This window comes from Fimbriimonadaceae bacterium (assembly GCA_019454125.1).
Classification (GTDB): domain Bacteria; phylum Armatimonadota; class Fimbriimonadia; order Fimbriimonadales; family Fimbriimonadaceae; genus JALHNM01.
This window is the reverse complement of sequence record CP075365.1, coordinates 770,364-787,361: the sequence shown is the minus strand read 5'-3', so window position 1 is coordinate 787,361 and position 16,998 is coordinate 770,364. Positions and strand designations below refer to the sequence as shown.

The 16,998-nt window shown below is 65.9% G+C and carries 17 protein-coding genes; 4 read left to right on the top strand and 13 right to left on the bottom strand.

Annotation, left to right across the window (positions count from 1 at the left end; genetic code table 11):
• Positions 1 to 31: 31 nt before the first annotated feature.
• From dapB to coaD, 6 genes are all read right to left on the bottom strand, one after another.
• Entirely contained in the window at positions 32 to 838 is an 807-nt protein-coding gene (gene dapB, locus KF733_03825) for a 4-hydroxy-tetrahydrodipicolinate reductase (GenBank protein ID QYK56615.1), read from the bottom strand.
• Positions 835 to 1,470 carry a hypothetical protein gene (locus KF733_03820; GenBank protein ID QYK56614.1) on the bottom strand — a complete coding sequence of 212 codons (636 nt, stop codon included), beginning with the start codon at positions 1,468 to 1,470 and terminating at the stop codon, positions 835 to 837. The genes dapB and KF733_03820 overlap by 4 nt, the downstream gene beginning before the upstream one ends.
• Positions 1,467 to 2,453, bottom strand: coding sequence for an FAD-dependent oxidoreductase (locus KF733_03815; GenBank protein ID QYK56613.1), 987 nt, complete (start codon positions 2,451 to 2,453; stop codon positions 1,467 to 1,469). Before KF733_03815 ends, KF733_03820 begins: the two co-directional genes overlap by 4 nt.
• The gene (locus KF733_03810) at positions 2,450 to 3,706 is read right to left on the bottom strand and encodes an FAD-dependent oxidoreductase (GenBank protein QYK56612.1); all 1,257 of its coding nucleotides are present in this window, start codon (positions 3,704 to 3,706) and stop codon (positions 2,450 to 2,452) included. The genes KF733_03815 and KF733_03810 overlap by 4 nt, the downstream gene beginning before the upstream one ends.
• Before the next feature lie 373 nt (positions 3,707 to 4,079).
• Complete coding sequence (locus KF733_03805; GenBank protein QYK56611.1) at positions 4,080 to 4,652, bottom strand: hypothetical protein; 573 nt, start codon at positions 4,650 to 4,652, stop codon at positions 4,080 to 4,082.
• A 100-nt stretch (positions 4,653 to 4,752) separates the two neighbouring features.
• Positions 4,753 to 5,235 carry a pantetheine-phosphate adenylyltransferase gene (gene coaD / locus KF733_03800; protein QYK56610.1) on the bottom strand — a complete coding sequence of 161 codons (483 nt, stop codon included), beginning with the start codon at positions 5,233 to 5,235 and terminating at the stop codon, positions 4,753 to 4,755.
• A gap of 79 nt (positions 5,236 to 5,314) precedes the next feature.
• Between coaD and KF733_03795 the strand changes: the two genes are divergently transcribed.
• Both KF733_03795 and hutH read left to right on the top strand, forming a co-directional pair.
• Positions 5,315 to 6,379, top strand: a complete 1,065-nt coding sequence (locus KF733_03795) for a hypothetical protein (protein ID QYK56609.1) — start codon at positions 5,315 to 5,317, stop codon at positions 6,377 to 6,379.
• 16 nt (positions 6,380 to 6,395) lie between these two features.
• Positions 6,396 to 7,901, top strand: coding sequence for a histidine ammonia-lyase (gene hutH, locus KF733_03790; protein ID QYK56608.1), 1,506 nt, complete (start codon positions 6,396 to 6,398; stop codon positions 7,899 to 7,901).
• Here hutH and KF733_03785 read toward each other — a convergent pair.
• The gene (locus tag KF733_03785; GenBank protein QYK56607.1) at positions 7,898 to 9,190 is read right to left on the bottom strand and encodes an HlyC/CorC family transporter; all 1,293 of its coding nucleotides are present in this window, start codon (positions 9,188 to 9,190) and stop codon (positions 7,898 to 7,900) included. The genes hutH and KF733_03785 overlap by 4 nt on opposite strands.
• A gap of 84 nt (positions 9,191 to 9,274) precedes the next feature.
• On the opposite strand from KF733_03785, the gene KF733_03780 reads away from it, so the two are divergent.
• The gene (locus KF733_03780; protein ID QYK56606.1) at positions 9,275 to 10,141 is read left to right on the top strand and encodes a dihydrodipicolinate synthase family protein; all 867 of its coding nucleotides are present in this window, start codon (positions 9,275 to 9,277) and stop codon (positions 10,139 to 10,141) included.
• On the opposite strand, the gene KF733_03775 is transcribed toward KF733_03780, so the two are convergent.
• The 6 genes from KF733_03775 to KF733_03750 form a co-directional block, all read right to left on the bottom strand.
• The gene (locus tag KF733_03775) at positions 10,122 to 10,850 is read right to left on the bottom strand and encodes an SDR family oxidoreductase (protein QYK56605.1); all 729 of its coding nucleotides are present in this window, start codon (positions 10,848 to 10,850) and stop codon (positions 10,122 to 10,124) included. The genes KF733_03780 and KF733_03775 overlap by 20 nt on opposite strands.
• Before the next feature lie 11 nt (positions 10,851 to 10,861).
• A complete protein-coding gene (locus tag KF733_03770; protein ID QYK56604.1) occupies positions 10,862 to 12,229 on the bottom strand; it encodes an FAD-binding oxidoreductase in 1,368 nt (455 codons plus the stop codon).
• A 279-nt stretch (positions 12,230 to 12,508) separates the two neighbouring features.
• Positions 12,509 to 13,237 (bottom strand): hypothetical protein, encoded by a 729-nt coding sequence (locus KF733_03765; GenBank protein ID QYK56603.1) that lies wholly within the window; start codon positions 13,235 to 13,237, stop codon positions 12,509 to 12,511.
• Positions 13,238 to 13,332: 95 nt separating this feature from the next.
• Positions 13,333 to 13,794, bottom strand: coding sequence for a DinB family protein (locus KF733_03760; protein QYK56602.1), 462 nt, complete (start codon positions 13,792 to 13,794; stop codon positions 13,333 to 13,335).
• A 48-nt stretch (positions 13,795 to 13,842) separates the two neighbouring features.
• Positions 13,843 to 15,126 carry a serine--tRNA ligase gene (gene serS, locus KF733_03755; GenBank protein QYK56601.1) on the bottom strand — a complete coding sequence of 428 codons (1,284 nt, stop codon included), beginning with the start codon at positions 15,124 to 15,126 and terminating at the stop codon, positions 13,843 to 13,845.
• A gap of 144 nt (positions 15,127 to 15,270) precedes the next feature.
• A complete protein-coding gene (locus KF733_03750; GenBank protein QYK56600.1) occupies positions 15,271 to 16,095 on the bottom strand; it encodes a helix-turn-helix transcriptional regulator in 825 nt (274 codons plus the stop codon).
• 160 nt (positions 16,096 to 16,255) lie between these two features.
• On the opposite strand from KF733_03750, the gene KF733_03745 reads away from it, so the two are divergent.
• Entirely contained in the window at positions 16,256 to 16,843 is a 588-nt protein-coding gene (locus KF733_03745) for a prepilin-type N-terminal cleavage/methylation domain-containing protein (GenBank protein ID QYK56599.1), read from the top strand.
• Positions 16,844 to 16,998: the final 155 nt, after the last annotated feature.

Here is a 16,998-nt window from a genome sequence, read left to right as displayed (position 1 = left end):
GGTTCCTCTAGCCTAGACCGTTGCGGTCGGCTCAGCGGAACATGACCTTGTCGAGCCCGGTGACGAGTCCCGTGAAGGAGCGGACCTCCAGGCAGGCCAGCTTCACCCCTTCCATGAACGACACCCGGTCGAGCGAGTCGTGGCGCAACGTGAGCTGCTCCCCATCCCCGCCAAAGAGGATCTCCTGGTGGGCGACCAGCCCGGGCAGCCGGACGGAGTGGACCCGCACGCCCTTCACGTCCGCGCCCCTGGCACCGGGAAACTTCTCCACGGAGCTCCCATGGCCGACCGCCTTCTGCCGCGCCGCCTTGATCAGTTCGGCCGTGTGGATGGCGGTGCCGCTGGGAGCGTCGGCCTTGGCCGGGTTGTGATACTCGATGACCTCGACGAACGGCATCCAAGCGGCCGCCATCTCGGCAAAGCGCATCATGAGCAGGGCGCCGATCGCGAAGTTGGGGACGATCATCGCCGGGGTCTGGAACTCGTTGCAGGCGTCGCGGACGCAGGCGACGTCCTCGTTGCTCAGTCCGCTCGTGCCAATGACCGGGGGGACGCGCCGCTTCAGGGCAGATTGGGCGTGGGCTGCGGCCGCGCTGGGGTGGGTGAAGTCGACGAGGACGTCGGTAGGGGTGGCCTCCAAGGCCGCGCCCACTGCGTCGCCGATCACCAAGTCCGGCGATTCGGGCCCCGCGATCTCCCGGCAGGACTGGCCGATGGATTGGCGGTCGATGGCCGAGACGACCTGGAACCGACGGTCCGTCCCCAAGGCGCGCAGGACATGGCGGCCCATCTTCCCCGCGGCCCCGACTAAGCAGACGCGAATGGGAGTGTCACTCATTTGTCGGAGTCTACACCTGCCGACCGCTCGAAGGTCACGCCGCTGACCTCCAAGCGGAGGGGGTCGCCCGAGTCGTCGAGCAAGGCGTCCGCTCCGTCGACCCGCACGACGTTGCCCGTCACGAGCTTTCCGAGGATCACCGCCTCGCGCGTCCCTATATAGGTCACGGCGGACTCGACCCAGTCGAGCTTCGCCGGACGGAAGCGGAGAAACTTCACCGTTTGACCGACCTTCGGCCGAGTTTTCACGAACCAGAACTGGCTGGGGTCGTCGAGCGGCCCTTCGGGCCACTTCACGTTCGCGGGGGGCTTTGCCGGGTCGATCGTGACGTGCGCGCCGGCCTCGTCGAACTCGGTGACCATGGTGTTCCGCTTGCCGAGCCCGGTGACGGTCTGCAGGAAGCGCACGGGCCGCCCCTTGGGGTCGTAGGTGGATTCCTGGACCACGTCCGCCCGCGCCCCGTTCTCATAAGTCATCACGAGGCTCAGCCGCACATACTTGCCGCCATCGGGCAGGAGCTGGTTAATGACGGTGGCGCTTCCTGACATGCCGTCGGCGCCCACGACGCTCATCATGGTCTCGGAGAGCGGCGCGGAGAGTAAAGAGGCGAGAAGGGCGAGGGGCGCGGTCATGAGTTCAATCCTTGGATATGACGGGCGGCACGGAGGCCCGTCTCATAGGCGAGTTCGATCCGGCCCCCGAGCAGGCCGTCCCCCGCGACGACCAGCCGTGTCCCGGGCGGATTTGCCGATTCGAACGAAGCGGTCGTTTCGGGCTGGCTGTACCGCCAACGCTTCACGTCCGAGACGTCCGGCGTCTGGAAGGGCTGGCCTAGCAACCGCACGACATCGATCAAGGTCTCGTCGATGATGCGGTCTGCAGTCGCTTCAAAGCGCAACCGACTGTAAGAAGGGCTCATCTGGGCGACCAACGCGGTCCCGAGCCCAGGCGCCCGGTGGCCCGGCACCTTCATAGTCTCCACGCTCAGCCAGGTCAGGGGAAGTCGCTGGTCCGGTTCGATCAGCGCGTGGTAGGGCGTCTCGAGCGGTGTCTCATAGCCGAGGAGGACGCTGAGGCACGGCCGGTACTTGGCGTTCGCGAGCTTCCTGGTGTCGCGCGCATTGCGCAAGAGTGCTTCCGCCTGGGGGGCGGGCGCGGTCAGCACGACCACGTCGAAAACCTCTCCCGCCAGGCAGAAGCCACCGTCCCCGGGCCGCTCGATCGCGGTCACCTCGGCTTCCAGCCGGACGTCCAGCCCCTCCGCGAGCAGCTTGCCCAGCTTCGAGATTCCCGGGGCATAGCAGTAACGCTCGGCCAGTCCCTTCCCCATGGAGCCCCGCAGGATGCGCGAGCCGTCGTGGGTGTAGATCGGCTTGTCGATGATGACAAGGTCCGTCCGGTCGAGCTGGTTTAGGATGGCGTCGTTCAGAGCTTGGCTGCGCGGGGCGATGGACGTTGCGCCGGTGTCGAAGACGTAGCCGTTCACGCGCCGGGTGGCACACCGGCCACCGACCCCCTTCGACTTCTCGAAGACGACCACCTCGTGCCCGTTCCTTGCAAGCTCACGCGCCGCGCCCAGTCCAGAGATCCCCGCCCCGACGATGCCGACCCTCATGCGCCGGCCATATCCCCGGACTGAAGCAGCGCCTGGGCGCACTTGCGGCCGGAGAGGATCGCGCCGTCAATTCCCGAGTACGTCGTGGCCTCTCCCGCGAGATAGAGCCCCGGGGTGGACGTCGGGCCCGGCTCCGATTTCCGTGCGCCCGGATGGTCGGCGGCCTGGGCGAACGGGATGCGGTCCACCCGCAAGGGCCGCCAGGAACTGACGTCCGCATCCGGGAACCACTCTTGGAGCTCGTACTGCACGTCCCCCGCGAGGCGGGCGTCGCTCATAGGCGGCGTGCCCAGGATCGTCGCCGTCACCAAGTGCCGTCCCGGCGGAGCCAGCGACCTCGCGACGTTGGTCATAGGTGCGACGTGCTGGACCCGGCCCGGAAAGTTGCCGTTCACGATCAAGATCGGATCTTCGGTCGGCGGCATCGTCGCGTCGAAGGCGACTGTGGTGCAGCCCCTTCCAGCCGTGTCCACGGGTTGCGCGGTGAGTCGCGCCTCCTCGGCCGGGTCGGTGGCGACGACCACCTTCGTGGCCGCCACGCGGTCACCGTTGGCAAGGACGACCCCCCGGCAAGTGCCGCCCTCCATGTCGAGCTTGGCGACTTCCGTGCCCAGCCAAAGCCGGTCGCTTGGAATATCGTCCGCTATCTGTGTGGCGACGGCCGCCATCCCCCTCTCCGGCACACCCGTATCCCCAAGGGAAAGCGCCTTCCAGATAAAGGCAAGGTTTCGCGCGGAGACAGAAAGTTCGCGGTCCAGGAACACCCCGCCGAAGAAGGGCCGGGCAAATCGCTCCATGAAGCTCTCGCCAAACCCATACCGACGCAAGAAGACGAGGGCCGAGACGTCCTCCAATTCCCAACACTGTTCGAACTTGCGGCCGACCGATTCACTCGAAAACTGGGCGATCCGCATCTTGTCGCGTAACCCGAGAAAGCCTGTGAATGCCATATGGATATAGTCGTCGCGCATCACCGCTTCCAAGCGGCCGTTCCAGTGGACCAGCGCCCCAGGGGTGAACTTGCGGAAGCCGAGCTTGGCAAAATCCAGCTCGCGCCGGGCGTTCGGGTAAGCGTTGAAGAGGACTTGGAAGCCCTGGTCGATGCGAAACCCGTCGACCTCGTTCGTCCAGACCCGCCCTCCGACGTGGCCCAGCCGGTCGATGACGGTCACGCGCTTGTTCGCACGGGTGAGGGCGCGCGCGCAGACCAATCCGGAAAGGCCGGCGCCGACGACGATGACGGACTCGTCCACGCCCCGGATTATCCCCGCTGTTCAGGATCCCTGGCACGGCGTGGAGGGCCCGTAAGGAAGCCGAACAAATACTAGACAGTTTCTAGCGAAATGCCGGATGGAGTGATATTCCACGAAAATTATCTGGAAAGGAGGACAATATGAGATGTATTTTGAAAGAAAGTGGTCCTACTCCTTGACGTGCGATACCAAAATAGACGGAAAATAGAACTAGTGGCGCTTGCGCTACTAAAACCCCACAGCAAGGCCCCCATTTCCCCGGGGGCCGCTTTTCTTAATGGCTTGCGCAACCCGGTACTCTTACGGTCACTTTACGGAACGGCGGCCCGAAAGAAGTTAGACCTTTCCTATGGACGGCGAGGCGAGAGCGGCCTTAGGCTTTGACTTTCTCGCGTGTCGCGGGCAAGGGCCCGTTGTCCGCCTTTTCAAGCTCTTGCCGCCCCGACTCGACCTGGCTTAGCACACGACCGACGACGCGCTCCAGGTTCTCCAAGACGTCGTGGGCATACCGGTCGGCTCCACGCCGCATCTGGTTGCTCTCCCGCTCGGCCGTGTTCCGGACTTCTTCAGCCTGCGCCTTCGCGATCTTGAGGATCTCGCCCTCGCTCACCATCTGCTCCTGGCGCAGACGGGCCTGCTCAAGCATCCGCTCGGATTCTTGGCGCGCCTCCTGGACGACGCGTTCGGCTTGTGCCTGGGCTTGGTCCACGAGCGTCTCCGCCTCTTCGCGGGCCGATTCCAGGATCCGCTCGCTCTCCTTGGCCATGCTGGCCGCGTCGCGCACGTCGCGAGGCAGAGTCGCTTTGATCTTCTCGATCTGCATCACGTAGTCTTCTTTGTTGTAGCCGAAGGCGACGCCAAAGTAGGTCCGGGGCTTTTCCGCTTGCTTGCGGAGATTGTCAAGCAGGCGCAGCGTCTCTATGGTGGAGTCTTTCTTCGACAACATTGCAACTTCCGGGAAGGACTTGGAGTTTATCACGGCTTGGCTCCGGTACTCGCCGCACGGCACTAAGGTTTCTACCGAAAAAGGACGTCCCACAGCGCCCTTAGGCTCCCAACCTGTCCTTAATACGCCTGGCGACGGGTTCCGGTACGAACCCAGCATAGTCCCCGCCCAGGCGGGCGACCTCCCGCACGACCGAGCTCGCAAGGAACGAATACTCGTCCCGCGCGATCAGGAACAGGGTCTCGATCTCGGGGGCAAGTCGGCGGTTCGCCATGCCCACCCGAAACTCGTACTCATAGTCGCTCACGGCGCGCAGTCCGCGGACCAAGATTTTCGCCCGTTCAGCCCGGGCGAACTCGACGAGCAGGCCGTCGAACGCCCTGACCCGCACATTGGCCAGATGGCCGGTGCACTCCCGAAGGCTCTCCACGCGCTCCTCCGAGGAGAGGAAACGCCCCTTCTCCGAGTTGACCCCGACCGCCACCACCAATTCGTCGAAGATCGTGGCGGCCCGCTCGACGATGTCGAGGTGTCCAAGGGTGGGAGGGTCGAAGGAACCCGGATAAATCGCTCGCCCCGGCATGGCTCTCGCTATTTTAACCGAGACCAAGGTCCCGGAGCGGTCAGTGACGGCCCGCAGTTTGAGGCGTCACACTAGAAGCATGCTTAACCTCGAGAGGATCGCCCACTCCACGAGGCTGCGGTTCCTTGCCCTCACCGCAATCGCCTTACTAACCCTTCCCGCCGTCGCCCAGACCTCGAACCAGGTCCCGCAACGGGTCAAAAAGTTTGAGGGGACGACCGCCCCCGCATCGGTCGCCTCCGAAGAAGCGATCAGCGCCGTCTTCGCCGTCGTCGGAAACCTTGTCCGGCCCGACGGCACCCTCGCCACAGACCTCTTGCAGCAGTCCTTCAAGGACATGAACGGGCTCGTCTCCCCGCCCGCGATGCTGATCCCAGTGGGCGGAGTCGCCCCGGGGGGCCAGGGCCTGGCCGAACGCCTCAAGGCGTTCTCCGAACTCGCCAAGCAATCCGGCCTGCAGACAAAGATCGCGCCGACCGTGGGGCCCGAAGTCGGCTCCGCCGCCGGCGTCGACACCGAGTCCCTCAAGACGTGGCGCGCCTGGGCGGCCGAGAACGGCGTCTTCCCGAAGACCGAGACCACCGGCCCCGCCAACTATACGACCATGGTGGGCCGCACCATGATGGTTTTCTTGGATACCGTCACGCCCCAAAGTTTCGGCAAGAAGGGCCGCGTCGACCTCATCTGGCTCCAAGACCGGCTGAAGCCGACCCTCCTCGACCAGAACGTCGACTCCATCATCGTCTTCGGCAGCGACCCGATCGCCAAGCCGAACATCGACGATGGCCTGACGGACGCGGACCTTGAGTGGGTCGCCTCCCCCGAGGCGGCCGCCGTGCGCAACCTCCTCTTGACCAATCCCAAGTTCGCGGGCTACATCTGCGGCCGACCGGGCCAGTACTCGCTGACCTCCCTGCGGGAAGGCACCCGGTTCTTCCAGATCGTCGTCGGAAACTCGGGCGGCAAGCTCGACGAGGGTTGGAGCCCCCGCCCTGAGCCGTTCGAAGGGTTCGTCGCGCTCGTGGTCTATTCGTCGGGACGCGTCGAGTTGGTGCCCTACACGAAACCGGCCAGCGCCCAGACGCAACCGGCCAAAGCCGCCCGGTCCATGAACATCTTCGTGCCGCAAGCCGTGGCCAAATAGCCGTAGAATCGTCCCCGTGAACGAGGTCACGGGCCGAGAGGTCACATTAGACGAACTGGCCCGCGTCGCCGAGGGCGGCGTGGGCCCGGTTCTCGACCCCTCCGCACACGAGCGGATGCAGCGCTCCCGTGCCCTGGTCGAGGGCATTGTCGGCAAGGGCGACCCGTGCTACGGGGTGAACACCGGCTTTGGCAAGTTGAGCGACGTGCGCGTCCCGGACGACCAGCTCAAACAGCTCCAGGTGAATCTGGTCCGGTCTCACGCGTGCGGGGTCGGCGAACCGCTCAGCCCAGAGGAGACCCGCGCCATGATTCTCCTCCGGGCCAACGTGCTCGCGCTCGGCTTTAGCGGCGCGCGTCCCCTTGTGGCCGAAAAGCTCTTGGCCCTCCTCCGCGCCGATGTCTTGCCCGTCGTGCCCTCGCGCGGATCGGTCGGGGCTTCCGGTGACCTCGCCCCCCTCGCCCATCTCGCCCTGGGTCTGATCGGAGAGGGCGAGTGCTGCCTCCGGGGCAGTCGGATGCCCGCTCCAGAGGCCCTCGCCGCGGCCGGCCTCACGCCCCTTGAGCTTGAGGCGAAAGAGGGGCTCGCGCTTCTCAACGGCACCCAGGCGATGGGGGCCGTTGGGGGTCTGGCCCTGCACCGGGCTTGGCGCGTCGCCCGCGCGGCCGACGTCGCGTGTTCGATGACCCTGGAGGCGCTCCTAGGAACGCCCGCCGCCTTCGACCCCCGCATACACGAAGGGCGTCGGGCCCCGGGACAGATCGAGGTCGCTGCCCACCTTCGACACCTCTTGCGCGAGAGCGAGATCCGCGAGTCGCACCGGACCGGCGATCCCCGGGTCCAGGACGCCTATTCCTTGCGTTGTGCCCCCCAGGTCCACGGTGCGTGCCGCGACGCGCTCCGCTTCGCCACGACCGTGGTCGAACGGGAGACGGCCGCCGCGACGGACAACCCCCTCGTCTTCACAGACGACAATCCCGAAGTCGTGAGCGGCGGCAACTTCCACGGCGCCCCGCTTGCCCACGCCTTCGACTTTGCCGCCATTGCCATCACCGACCTCGCCAGCATCACCGAGCGGCGGGTCGAGCGCCTGGTGAACCCAGACCTGAGCGAGGGCCTGCCCCCCTTCCTCAGCAAGGACGCGGGCACCTCGAGCGGCATGATGATCCCGCAGGTCGTGATGGTGGCCCTCTTGAACGAGGCCAAGACCCTTGCCCACCCCGCCAGCATCGACAACCTCCCGACCTCCGCCGGAAAGGAGGACCACGTCAGCATGGGCATGGGCGCCGCCCTCAAGCTGAAGCGGATCGTGGAGCTCTGCGAACTGATGGTCGCGATCGAACTGATGTGCGCCGCGGTCGGCCTCGACCACCGCAGACCGCTTAAACCCGGGATCGGGGCAGACCAAGCCTTTGAGCGCGTGCGTGCGATCGTCCCCCCGCTGGAAGCCGACCGGTCGACGACGGCGGACATCGAAGGGCTTGCGGCCCTGGTCCGGCGCGGTGGGTTCGAGGGTCTCTAAACTTCCTCGACGGGCCGGGTCGGTTCGATGAGCGCGATCCGCGTGATGCGCCTTCGCGACATGTTCTCGACGATCAAGGTGCCAACGGGGATCTCCACCCGGTCGCCGGTCTTTGGCAGGCGGCTGAGGCTGTTGACGACGATCTCAGCGAGGGTCTCCGTCGTCAACGCCCCCCCTTCCTCATCGAGGCCCAAGAAGTCGAGCAACTCGTCATACCGCACGTCCGCTCGGGCGGTGACGCGCGCCCGGGAAGTCCGCTCGATGGGCGGCCGTTCGCTTTCAAGGCTGTCCTCCAGCTCGCCAAAAATCTCCTCGACGACGTCCTCCAAGGTCATCAATCCGGAAGTGCCGCCGTACTCGTCCCGGACGATGAGGATCTGGGTGCGTGCCTCTCGCATGCGCTGCACGACCCGGTCCAAAGTCAGACTCTCCGGTACGAACTCTGCCGGCCGCGTGACGCTCGCGAGTGAGAAGCCTGGGTCGCCCCAGTGCTTCACGATGTCCTGCAAATAGACGATCCCGAGGACTTCGTCAATGTCATCCTGGCAGACCGGGATCCGCGAGTGCGGGAACGCCTTGAGCGCCTCGCCGAGTTCCTCGCGGTTGAGCCCGGCGGGCAGCCACTTGATGTCGAGGCGGTGGATCATGACGTCGGCGGCGTCGAGCTTGTCCAGCCGTAGCGCCCGGTTGATCATCTTCGCCTGCTCAGCCTCGAACTGCCCCTCGTCGATACTCGACCGCACAAGCAGAGCCAGTTCTTCCCGAGTGACCCCGTGCTCGACCCGGCTCACGTCGATCCCCAGTCGTTTCAAAAAGAACTCGCCGGTCCACCGAGTTAAGGCCACGAGCGGCGCCAGCAACGCGTTGAAGAACCGGAGCGGCCCGATCGTCACCATTGCGGCGCGCTCCGGCTGCTGCAGCGCCCAATACTTCGGGACCAGCTCTCCGAAGACCACGAGCGGGTAGGCGACGGCGACGATCGCGATCATGCGGACCAGGCTCTCCGGCAAGAACGAGAGGGGCTTCTCGATAAGGCCCGTGAAGAACGGTTCGGTGATCGCGCCGATCGAGATGCCCATGATCGTGATGCTCACCTGGACCCCCGCGATGTGTTTGGCAAGCTCCTTGTCCGCCTGCAGGAAGAGCTTCGCCGAACGGTTGCCCTGCTTGGCCAGGGACTCGAGGCGGCTACGGCGCGCACCGACGAGGCCGTATTCGGCAAGGACGAAAAACCCGTTGGCGATGAGCAACAAGACGCTCACCAAGATGGTGGTCGCCTCAGGCGTCATAGGACATGCGAGGCTCTAGAGGGTCGTCAGCGGTGGCCCGGACACAGTCGTCACCCATCGGCACGCCCTATTATAATTCCTAAGGTGCTCTCACCCGGCGTCTACCCTGCGGCCATCACCCCTTTCGGGGTGGACGGCCGCGTCGATGAAGCCTCGCTGGCGCGCCTCCTCGCTTGGTTCGAAGCGGCGGGGTGCCAGGGCGTGGTGGTGGCCGGCACCAACGGTGAGGGGCCTTCCCTCTCCGCGGTGGAAAAGAGGGACTTGGCGCGGGTCGCGTGCCGGCTCCGCGGCTCGTTGCGGATCGTGACAGGGGTCGCCACCCCGAGCCTGGACGAGGCGAAGTGGCTGCTCTCCCAGGCCGGGAAGGCAGGGGTCGACGCCGGACTGGTGATGCCCCCCAGCTACTTCCGCCGCGCCACCGAGGCGGGTTTGCTCCAGTGGTTCCGAGAAGTGCTCGAGGACAGCCCCGTCCCGATCCTCGTCTACAACTATCCCAAGATGACGGGGATCGAACTCTCGCCCGAGTTTGTCACCCAGCTCGCGGGCCATAGTCAATTCCTCGGGCTCAAGGACAGCTCAGGGGTCGCGCAGAACTTGCCCGCCTTCCGCGAGGCCCTGCCGGACAAGCTGCTCTTTGTTGGGGACGAAACCCTGCTCGGCGAGGCCCTGCGGGAGGGCTGGACAGGCACGATCAGCGGGGTGGGCAACGTCGCCCCCGCGTTCCTCGTGCAAGCCGTCCGCGAGCGAAGCGAGCCCAAGCTCCGCATCGTGCAAGAGCTGGCGGCCCGCCTGCGTGCCCTGCCCCAACCCGAGACTCATAAGGCCGTGCTCCACGCGCTCGGGGTGATCGAACGACCCACGCCCCGGCTGCCGCTTGTGACGGGCAGCCCAGACGAAGCCCTCCAGGCCCTGGAAGCCCAGATCGGCCTGCCTAGAGCTTCGTCTTCTTGAAGATGCCTTCCGGCACCGCCTTCAGCACCGCCATCACCAGCGCCCAGGGCCCGGGGACGTAGAGGACGTCCTTGCGCCGCTCCAGGGCCCGCACGATCGCTTTGGCGACCGGGCCCGGCTGGGCGAGCAGCGGCAGTTTCGGCATGCCGAAGGTCATCGCCGTGTCCACCGGCCCCGGCTTGACGGTCAAGACGTGGACGTCGGACTTCTGCAACCGTGACCGCAGGCCCTGGAGGAAGACGGTCAAGCCCCCCTTGGCCGAACCGTAGACGTAGTTGCTCATCCGCCCCCGGTCGCCCGCGACCGAGCTGAGAGCGACAATCCATCCGGACTTACGTCCTTCCATGTACCGCGCCACGACGTGCAGCACCGAGGCCGCGGCCAGGAAGTTTCGCGAAAGGATCGCCCGGGTCTCGCTCCAATACTTCTCGGCGCGCTCCTGGTCACCCAAGTAGCCGAACGCCAGGACCACGCCCTCGAACGCCCCCGCGACCGAAACCGCCGCGTCGAAGGCCTCCTGGTGCGAGTCGCAGTCGTCCGCGTCGAAGGGCAGGGCCCAGGTCGAGACTCCCGTGCGGATCCGGATGTCCGCCCCGATCCTCTCCAGTTCCTCCCGGTCGCGGCCCGCCAGGCAGAGCGGGTGCCCCCGCCGAGCAAGCTCCAGCGCGATCTCTCGGGCGATCCCGCTCGTGGCGCCGAGGACCAGCACGGGCTCACGGGTTATGGACAGAGCCCGAGCCTCCGCGCTTGGTCGCTCGTAAAGCGCCCCCCTGGGTCGACCGCGCGCTTGGCCGCGCAAAACTCCTCGCGGCGAGGATAGCCCGCTTCGAACATAGCCCGCGGCATCCGCGAGTCTTTGGCCAGATAGAGCCGCCCGCCCGCTTCCAGCACCACGGCGTCCAGCCTCTCCAACAAGTCTTCCAGGCCGTCCGACCAGGGGATGTCGAGGGCCAAGGTCAGCCCCTCCTTCGGGAAGGAGAGCATCCCCTGCCCCTCCGGCCCCATCCGCTTCAGCACGGCAAGGAACGAAGCCTTCCCCGCCGTGGAGAGGAGGTCCAGCGCCTTGCGGGTCGCTTCCAAGGCCGAATGGGTCGGGACGACGTACTGGTACTGCACGAACCCCCGTTTCCCATACATCCGGTTCCAGTTGTGGACCGAGTCCAGCGGATAGAAGTACGGCTCGTACGGGCAAACGAAATCCTTCTTGCCGCCCTGGACCCAGTCCAGCAAGCGGTTGAACATGCGCATCGAGGTGGGATTCAGCGCCCAAGCGGGAAGGTCGATGGGGAACGGCTTCTGCCGTTTCGGCTTGACTCGGAGCGGGTGCTCGATCCGCAAGGGGAGTTCTTCCGGCAAGGCGTGCTCGCCCGCCATGTAGATCCCGCGTCCGAGCGACCTCCCCCGGGCGAGGCAGTCCACCCACGCCACCGAGTAGCGCGCGTCGTGGGCGGGGTCTGCCAGCATCGCCACCGTCTCGTCCAGGTCGCGCGTCCGGGTGTGCCGCACCCGCATGTAGGCCGTCTTCACCGGGAGCAGCCGGAGGCTGAGGTCCGCGACGATGCCGGTGAGGCCCATGCCGCCGGCCGTCGCCCAGAAGAGCTCGGGGTTCGAGTCCGGCCCGATCTCCAGCCGTTCTCCGTCCGCCAGAACGAGGGAAGCCCGCGTCACATGGGCGCTGAAGCTGCCGTCCCGGTGGTGGTTCTTCCCGTGGACGTCACTGGCGAGGCAGCCTCCGAGCGTGCAGAACTTCGTGCCGGGCGTGACCGGCAGGAACCATCCCTGGGGCACCATCGCCTCCACGACCTCGGCGAGGCTGGCTCCTGCCTCCGCCCGGAGCACACCGGTTTCGGCGTCGAACTCAAGGAAGCGGTTCAGCCTCTCGGTGAGGACCAGCGTCCCCGCTGAGTTCAGGGCCGCGTCGCCATAGCTCCGGCCCAGGCCCCGCGCCAGCGTCTTCTCGCCCACAGGCCCCAGCTGCCGTGCCTTCTCGGGCCGGACCGCGACGTTGTCGCTCACGGGGTAGCGGCCCCAGCCGCCGAGTTCCGGAAGCGCCTTCGCTGGGAGTCCCCCCACGGTCTCAGGAGCCATGTCCCTCGATTATGAGGCACCGGGCTTGGCCGCCGTGTCCCACGCGAACGATCCGGACGCGTGCGAACGGGTCGGGACCCTTCGCATCTCAGTCTTTGCACTTTGGGACGAGAGGTCGACCACGGGTGGACGACCGGTGCACCACGGGTCGACCACCGGTCGCGACCGGAGGACGGAACTTCGTCCCCCATTCTATCTATGGCGGGGCGGCGGTGGCGCAAATTGGGAAGCAACGTGTGTCGAGCCAAGCCACGCTGCCGGTCCCTCGCCGGGCCCCCCTTACCGTTTCGGGCCGGCGATGAACTCGAGCGCGACCTGCACTTGGCGGTCCCAGTAATCCCAGGTGTGCCCTCCGCCCAGCTCCTCGTACTCGTGTTCGAGGGGGGCCCCTTCGTGGAAGGAGCGGTTCTGGCCGAGCAGGAAGTCCTCGGTGCCACAGTCGATGCGCAGGCGCGGGGCCTTGGCCGGGTCGAGCCCTTTGGCGATCGCGAGAAGGTCGTCCGGGCCGCCCTTCGGCGAGTCTCCGAGCACGGGCTGGAACTCTCTGGCGAAGTCGTCGTCCCGCCAGTCCTCGCCCGAGCCGAAGAGCAACGCTCCCGACATCGAGACGCCGCGGTCGAACGTCTCAGGGTGCTTGAGGGCGAACTTCAGGGCCCCGTAGCCGCCCATCGAGAGCCCCGCCACGGCCCAGGGGCCGCGGGCGACGTGGAACCAGCGCCGCACCAACTTGGGCAGTTCCACCGCCAGCGCCGTCTCCCACTTTGCCCCGGCAACCTTGGCGTCGGTGTAGAACCCCCTGCCCCCGTCCGGCATCACGACGACGAGCTGCCTCCCCTGAACGTGCCGCTCCACGAGGGACTTGCGCGTCCACGCGGACGAATCGTCGCTCAGGCCGTGGAGCAAGAAGAGCACGTCGAAAGGCCCTTCGCTCTCGTTCGGCAGCAGCACGTGGCAGGCATGGTCCTTCCGCAGCGCGTCCGACCAGTAAGCGACTTGAACGAGGGCCATTGGGGGGATTATGGGATTCTCAGGCACCCGTAGGCGCAGGCTGTCGGCCCATGCGGGAGCCATGGGGCCCTCTTTCGTCCGAATCGTCGCACCTCTCACCAGCCGTCCGGCCACACCCGCATCTTGGTGATTTGCCCAAGGTGGTAACCCATATGCGTATAGCGGCAGAGCAGGTCGGCGAGTCCGTACGGGCTGGCCTGGATCTGGGCTAGCGGCGTCCGTTCAATCATCTCGCCGAGCGCCCTGACCGATTCGACCAGTCTGGCCTTTGCCTCCCCCCACTCGGCTTCTCCCTTGACGCTGGGCAAGGGCGGCCAATCCCCCTGCGGCTTGACCGTAGGCCGGCCGGTGCGCACCCGCTCCACCATGTCCTCGTTGTGCGTGGCCAGGTGCAGGACGATCTCCCAAATGCCGGGCTCGTCCGGCCTCTGCCGCTCCGCCGCTTGCTCCGCCGTGACCCCGGACAGCAGGCGTTCGAGGGGCTCGACCCACTCGTCGTGGGCGTGCGTGTACTCCCAGGCGACGGCCAGTTCTTTCACCAAGGCGGGTTCGTCCATAGCCGCCACAACGATGGCACAGGGCTCGTCGGGCGCGCCACCGCCTGGTTACGGTCGAACCAGGACGTCCGCGCCCATGTATGGCGCCAGCGCCCCTGGGATCACGATGTCGCCGCTGTCGCTCAGGTGGAAGGTCTCCAGGATCGCGGCATAGAGTCGGGGGACGGCCAGGCCGCTGCCGTTCAGGATGTGGACGAACTCGGGCTTGTCCCCGGGTGCGGGCCGATACCTGACGTTCGCCCTTCGGCTCTGGAAAGCCTCGAAGTTCGTGCAGCTGGAGACCTCCAGCCATTGCCCCGTGCCCGGCGACCAGACCTCCAAATCGTACGTCTTGCAGCCCTTCTCGCCCATGTCGCCCGCGCACAGGAGCAAGACCCGGTAATAGAGCCCGAGGGCCTGGAGGACGCTTTCGGCGTCCGCGGTCAGGTCTTCCAGCGCCAGGTAGCTCTCCTCCGGTTCGACGAACTGGACCAGCTCGACCTTCTCGAACTGGTGGGTGCGCAGGATGCCGCGAGTCTCGCGCCCGGCCGCCCCTGCCTCGCGCCGGAAGCACGGAGTAAAGGCGGCGTACTTGACGGGCAAGTGCTCACGGTCGAGGATCTCGTCCCGAAGCAGGTTGGTGACGGGGACTTCGGCCGTTGGGATCAAGTAGAGATCGTCTGTCCCGCATCGGTAAAGGTCGTCCTCGAACTTCGGCAAGTTGCCGGTTCCGACCAGCGACTCGCCCGTGACCAGGGCAGGGGGATAGACCTCCGTGTACCCTCGGTTCAGGGTCTGGTGGTCCAGCATGAACTGGATCAGCGCGCGGTGGAGCTTCGCTCCCGCGCCTGTGTAGACCGCGAACCCGCTGCCGCTGATCTTCGAGGCCCGTTCGAAGTCGATGAGGCCGTGCTCTTCGGCGATCTCCCAGTGGGGCTTGGGCGGCTCCGCGAAGGTGGGGGGGTCGCCCCAAAGCCGCACCGGAACGTTGTCGTCCGCGCCGACCCCGTCCGGAACGCTTTCGTGGGGCAAATTCGGGAACTTTAGTTCGACCTCGTGGAGGCGGTGCTCCAAGTCGCGCTCACGCGCGTCCAGTTCACCGATCCGGCCCTTGAGCTCGCCGGTTTGGGCCTTGGCCGCCTCGGCCTCGTCCTTCTTCCCTTGGCCCATGAGCATGCCGATCGACTTGCTGATCCGGTTCATCTCGGCCTTTGCCTCGTCGGCCTCGTGCTTCACCGAGCGGAACTCGGCGTCGATTCGCAAGAACTCGTCGACCGGGGCGTCAACGCCCTTGCGCTTGGCGCCTGCCTTGACGAGGTCGAGGTTCTGGCGGACGAAGTTGCGGTCGAGCATGCGGGCTCAATTTACCGCCCGTCGGTGAAGTGGAGCCCGCCCCAGTCAGGCGGTCAGTAGCAAAGCTGGCTCCAGGTTAGTTGCGAAAGCACGCCAATTTCGAGTGATCGGGACGACTTAAGCTCGCCTCGGCCGCGGACCGGGCTAGCCAACGAACTCCATTTCGTCCTTGTCGCTTGCCAGTGAAGGGGTCCAGCCGAACTGCACATAGTATTCATCGAGCACTTCCTCGATGGGAGCGGGCTCGGGAGCGATGTTCGGGTCTGGGATGAAGCGGTGATGGGCCTCCCAAAACTCCTTTGCCGCGAGGCGGTCCAGCGGAATGAAAGCTTCCACCGTCGTTTCCTGCCCGTCCCCGGTTAGGGGCTGCTGGGCCACCATGTGCCGGGCGAGCGCCGAAAAGCTCCGCACCACGCCCGACTCCGTATGCCGTTCCAAGAGCATGTAAGTGGAGAGCTGCGAGGTCATTGAGTCCAGTTGCCAGCTGCACGTTTCTTTATCGAAGGGGAGGAAGTAGACACGGCCGAGGAGGATGCGACGAGGATGCTGCATCCGCGCCGAGCGGACGAACGCCACGAGCGAGTCCATGGCCGGCGACGGGCTTGGATAGACGTAGCAAAGGGCGACCGGGCGCTCGGCAAGCAGGTCAACGATGCGGCCGACCGAGTCGCTTCCCGCTTCAAGAAGACTGACCGAGGCGCAAATCCCGACCGCGCGGCAGTCCGGACGGAAGATCTCCGCGAACGCTTGCTCGCGAGAAAACGTCCTAATCATCAGGTGGTCTGCCGAACTGCCAAGGGCCCCGCTGGCTGCGAGGCGCTGGAGCTCCCGGGCTAACGTGCCGTTGCCGCCCCGCTGCTCCAGGGCCTGCACGCCGCGAAGGCTACAGCTCAGCCGCTCGGCGAGCTGGACCTGGGTCAAGCCGAGACGGTGGCGAAGGGAACGGGCCTCGTCCCCGGAGATTCGCATAGGCGGATCATACCCCGCCCACACTCTGTGTTACGCACGACTTGCGTATGATATTTATTTCAAATGCGCACGTTCTGCGGCTCCCTTTTGAGATCGCCTCTCCTTTTTAACGTGTTCTTAACATTCGCGGGCTATGACTTCCCCGAGCGTTGATAGGACCATGAAACGCGCTTTCACCCTCATTGAACTCCTCGTCGTCATCGCAATCATTGCGATCTTGGCCGCGATCCTCTTCCCGGTCTTCGCCCAGGCGAAGTCGGCCACAGCGGCGGCCGCCCCTGTGTTTCTCGTCGTAGGTACGAGCAACCCCGGCGGCCCCAAAAGGAAAGCCTTCTTCCGGGTCAGGGCCTGGGGGAGGTGGCTTAAGTCGGCGGTCGCCGGCGAGGTCAAATCGGGCGTAGGTAAAACGATCTTGGCCGGGGTTGTCGCGATCGTCCTCGCAACCGGCGCCTACTTCGGTATTAAGCCGGCACCTAAAAGGCACCATGCCAGCGAGCTTGATTCGCTCGCAATCCGGCGGAACGCCCGTAACGTGCCGGTTTGGGTCGACGGCGAGCTGTTCTGCACAGTACGCGACGACGGCACCTTTGACCTTCCGCAAAGAGCCGAGGGCACACCTATGAAGGTCTCGTTCGGTGCCTGGCGGGTGCTTAACGGCGACCCGGCCATGCCCGGCGTCAGCTACATCGTCTACCGGTCGGGCGACCCGCCGCTCAAGGTCACGTTGCGGCCCCCGCAGCGCGACTGAAACCGCCCGCGGCCCCGGGGATGCCCCTGGGGCCGCCTCTCGCCGGGTGGTGCAAGGAAGTTTGAATTAGAGTAACATGGTCGTCCTCCCGACCGTCTACTCATAAGTAGGGTCGGGTGCAACGGTCGTCACGCCGACGTATTTAAATAAACCAG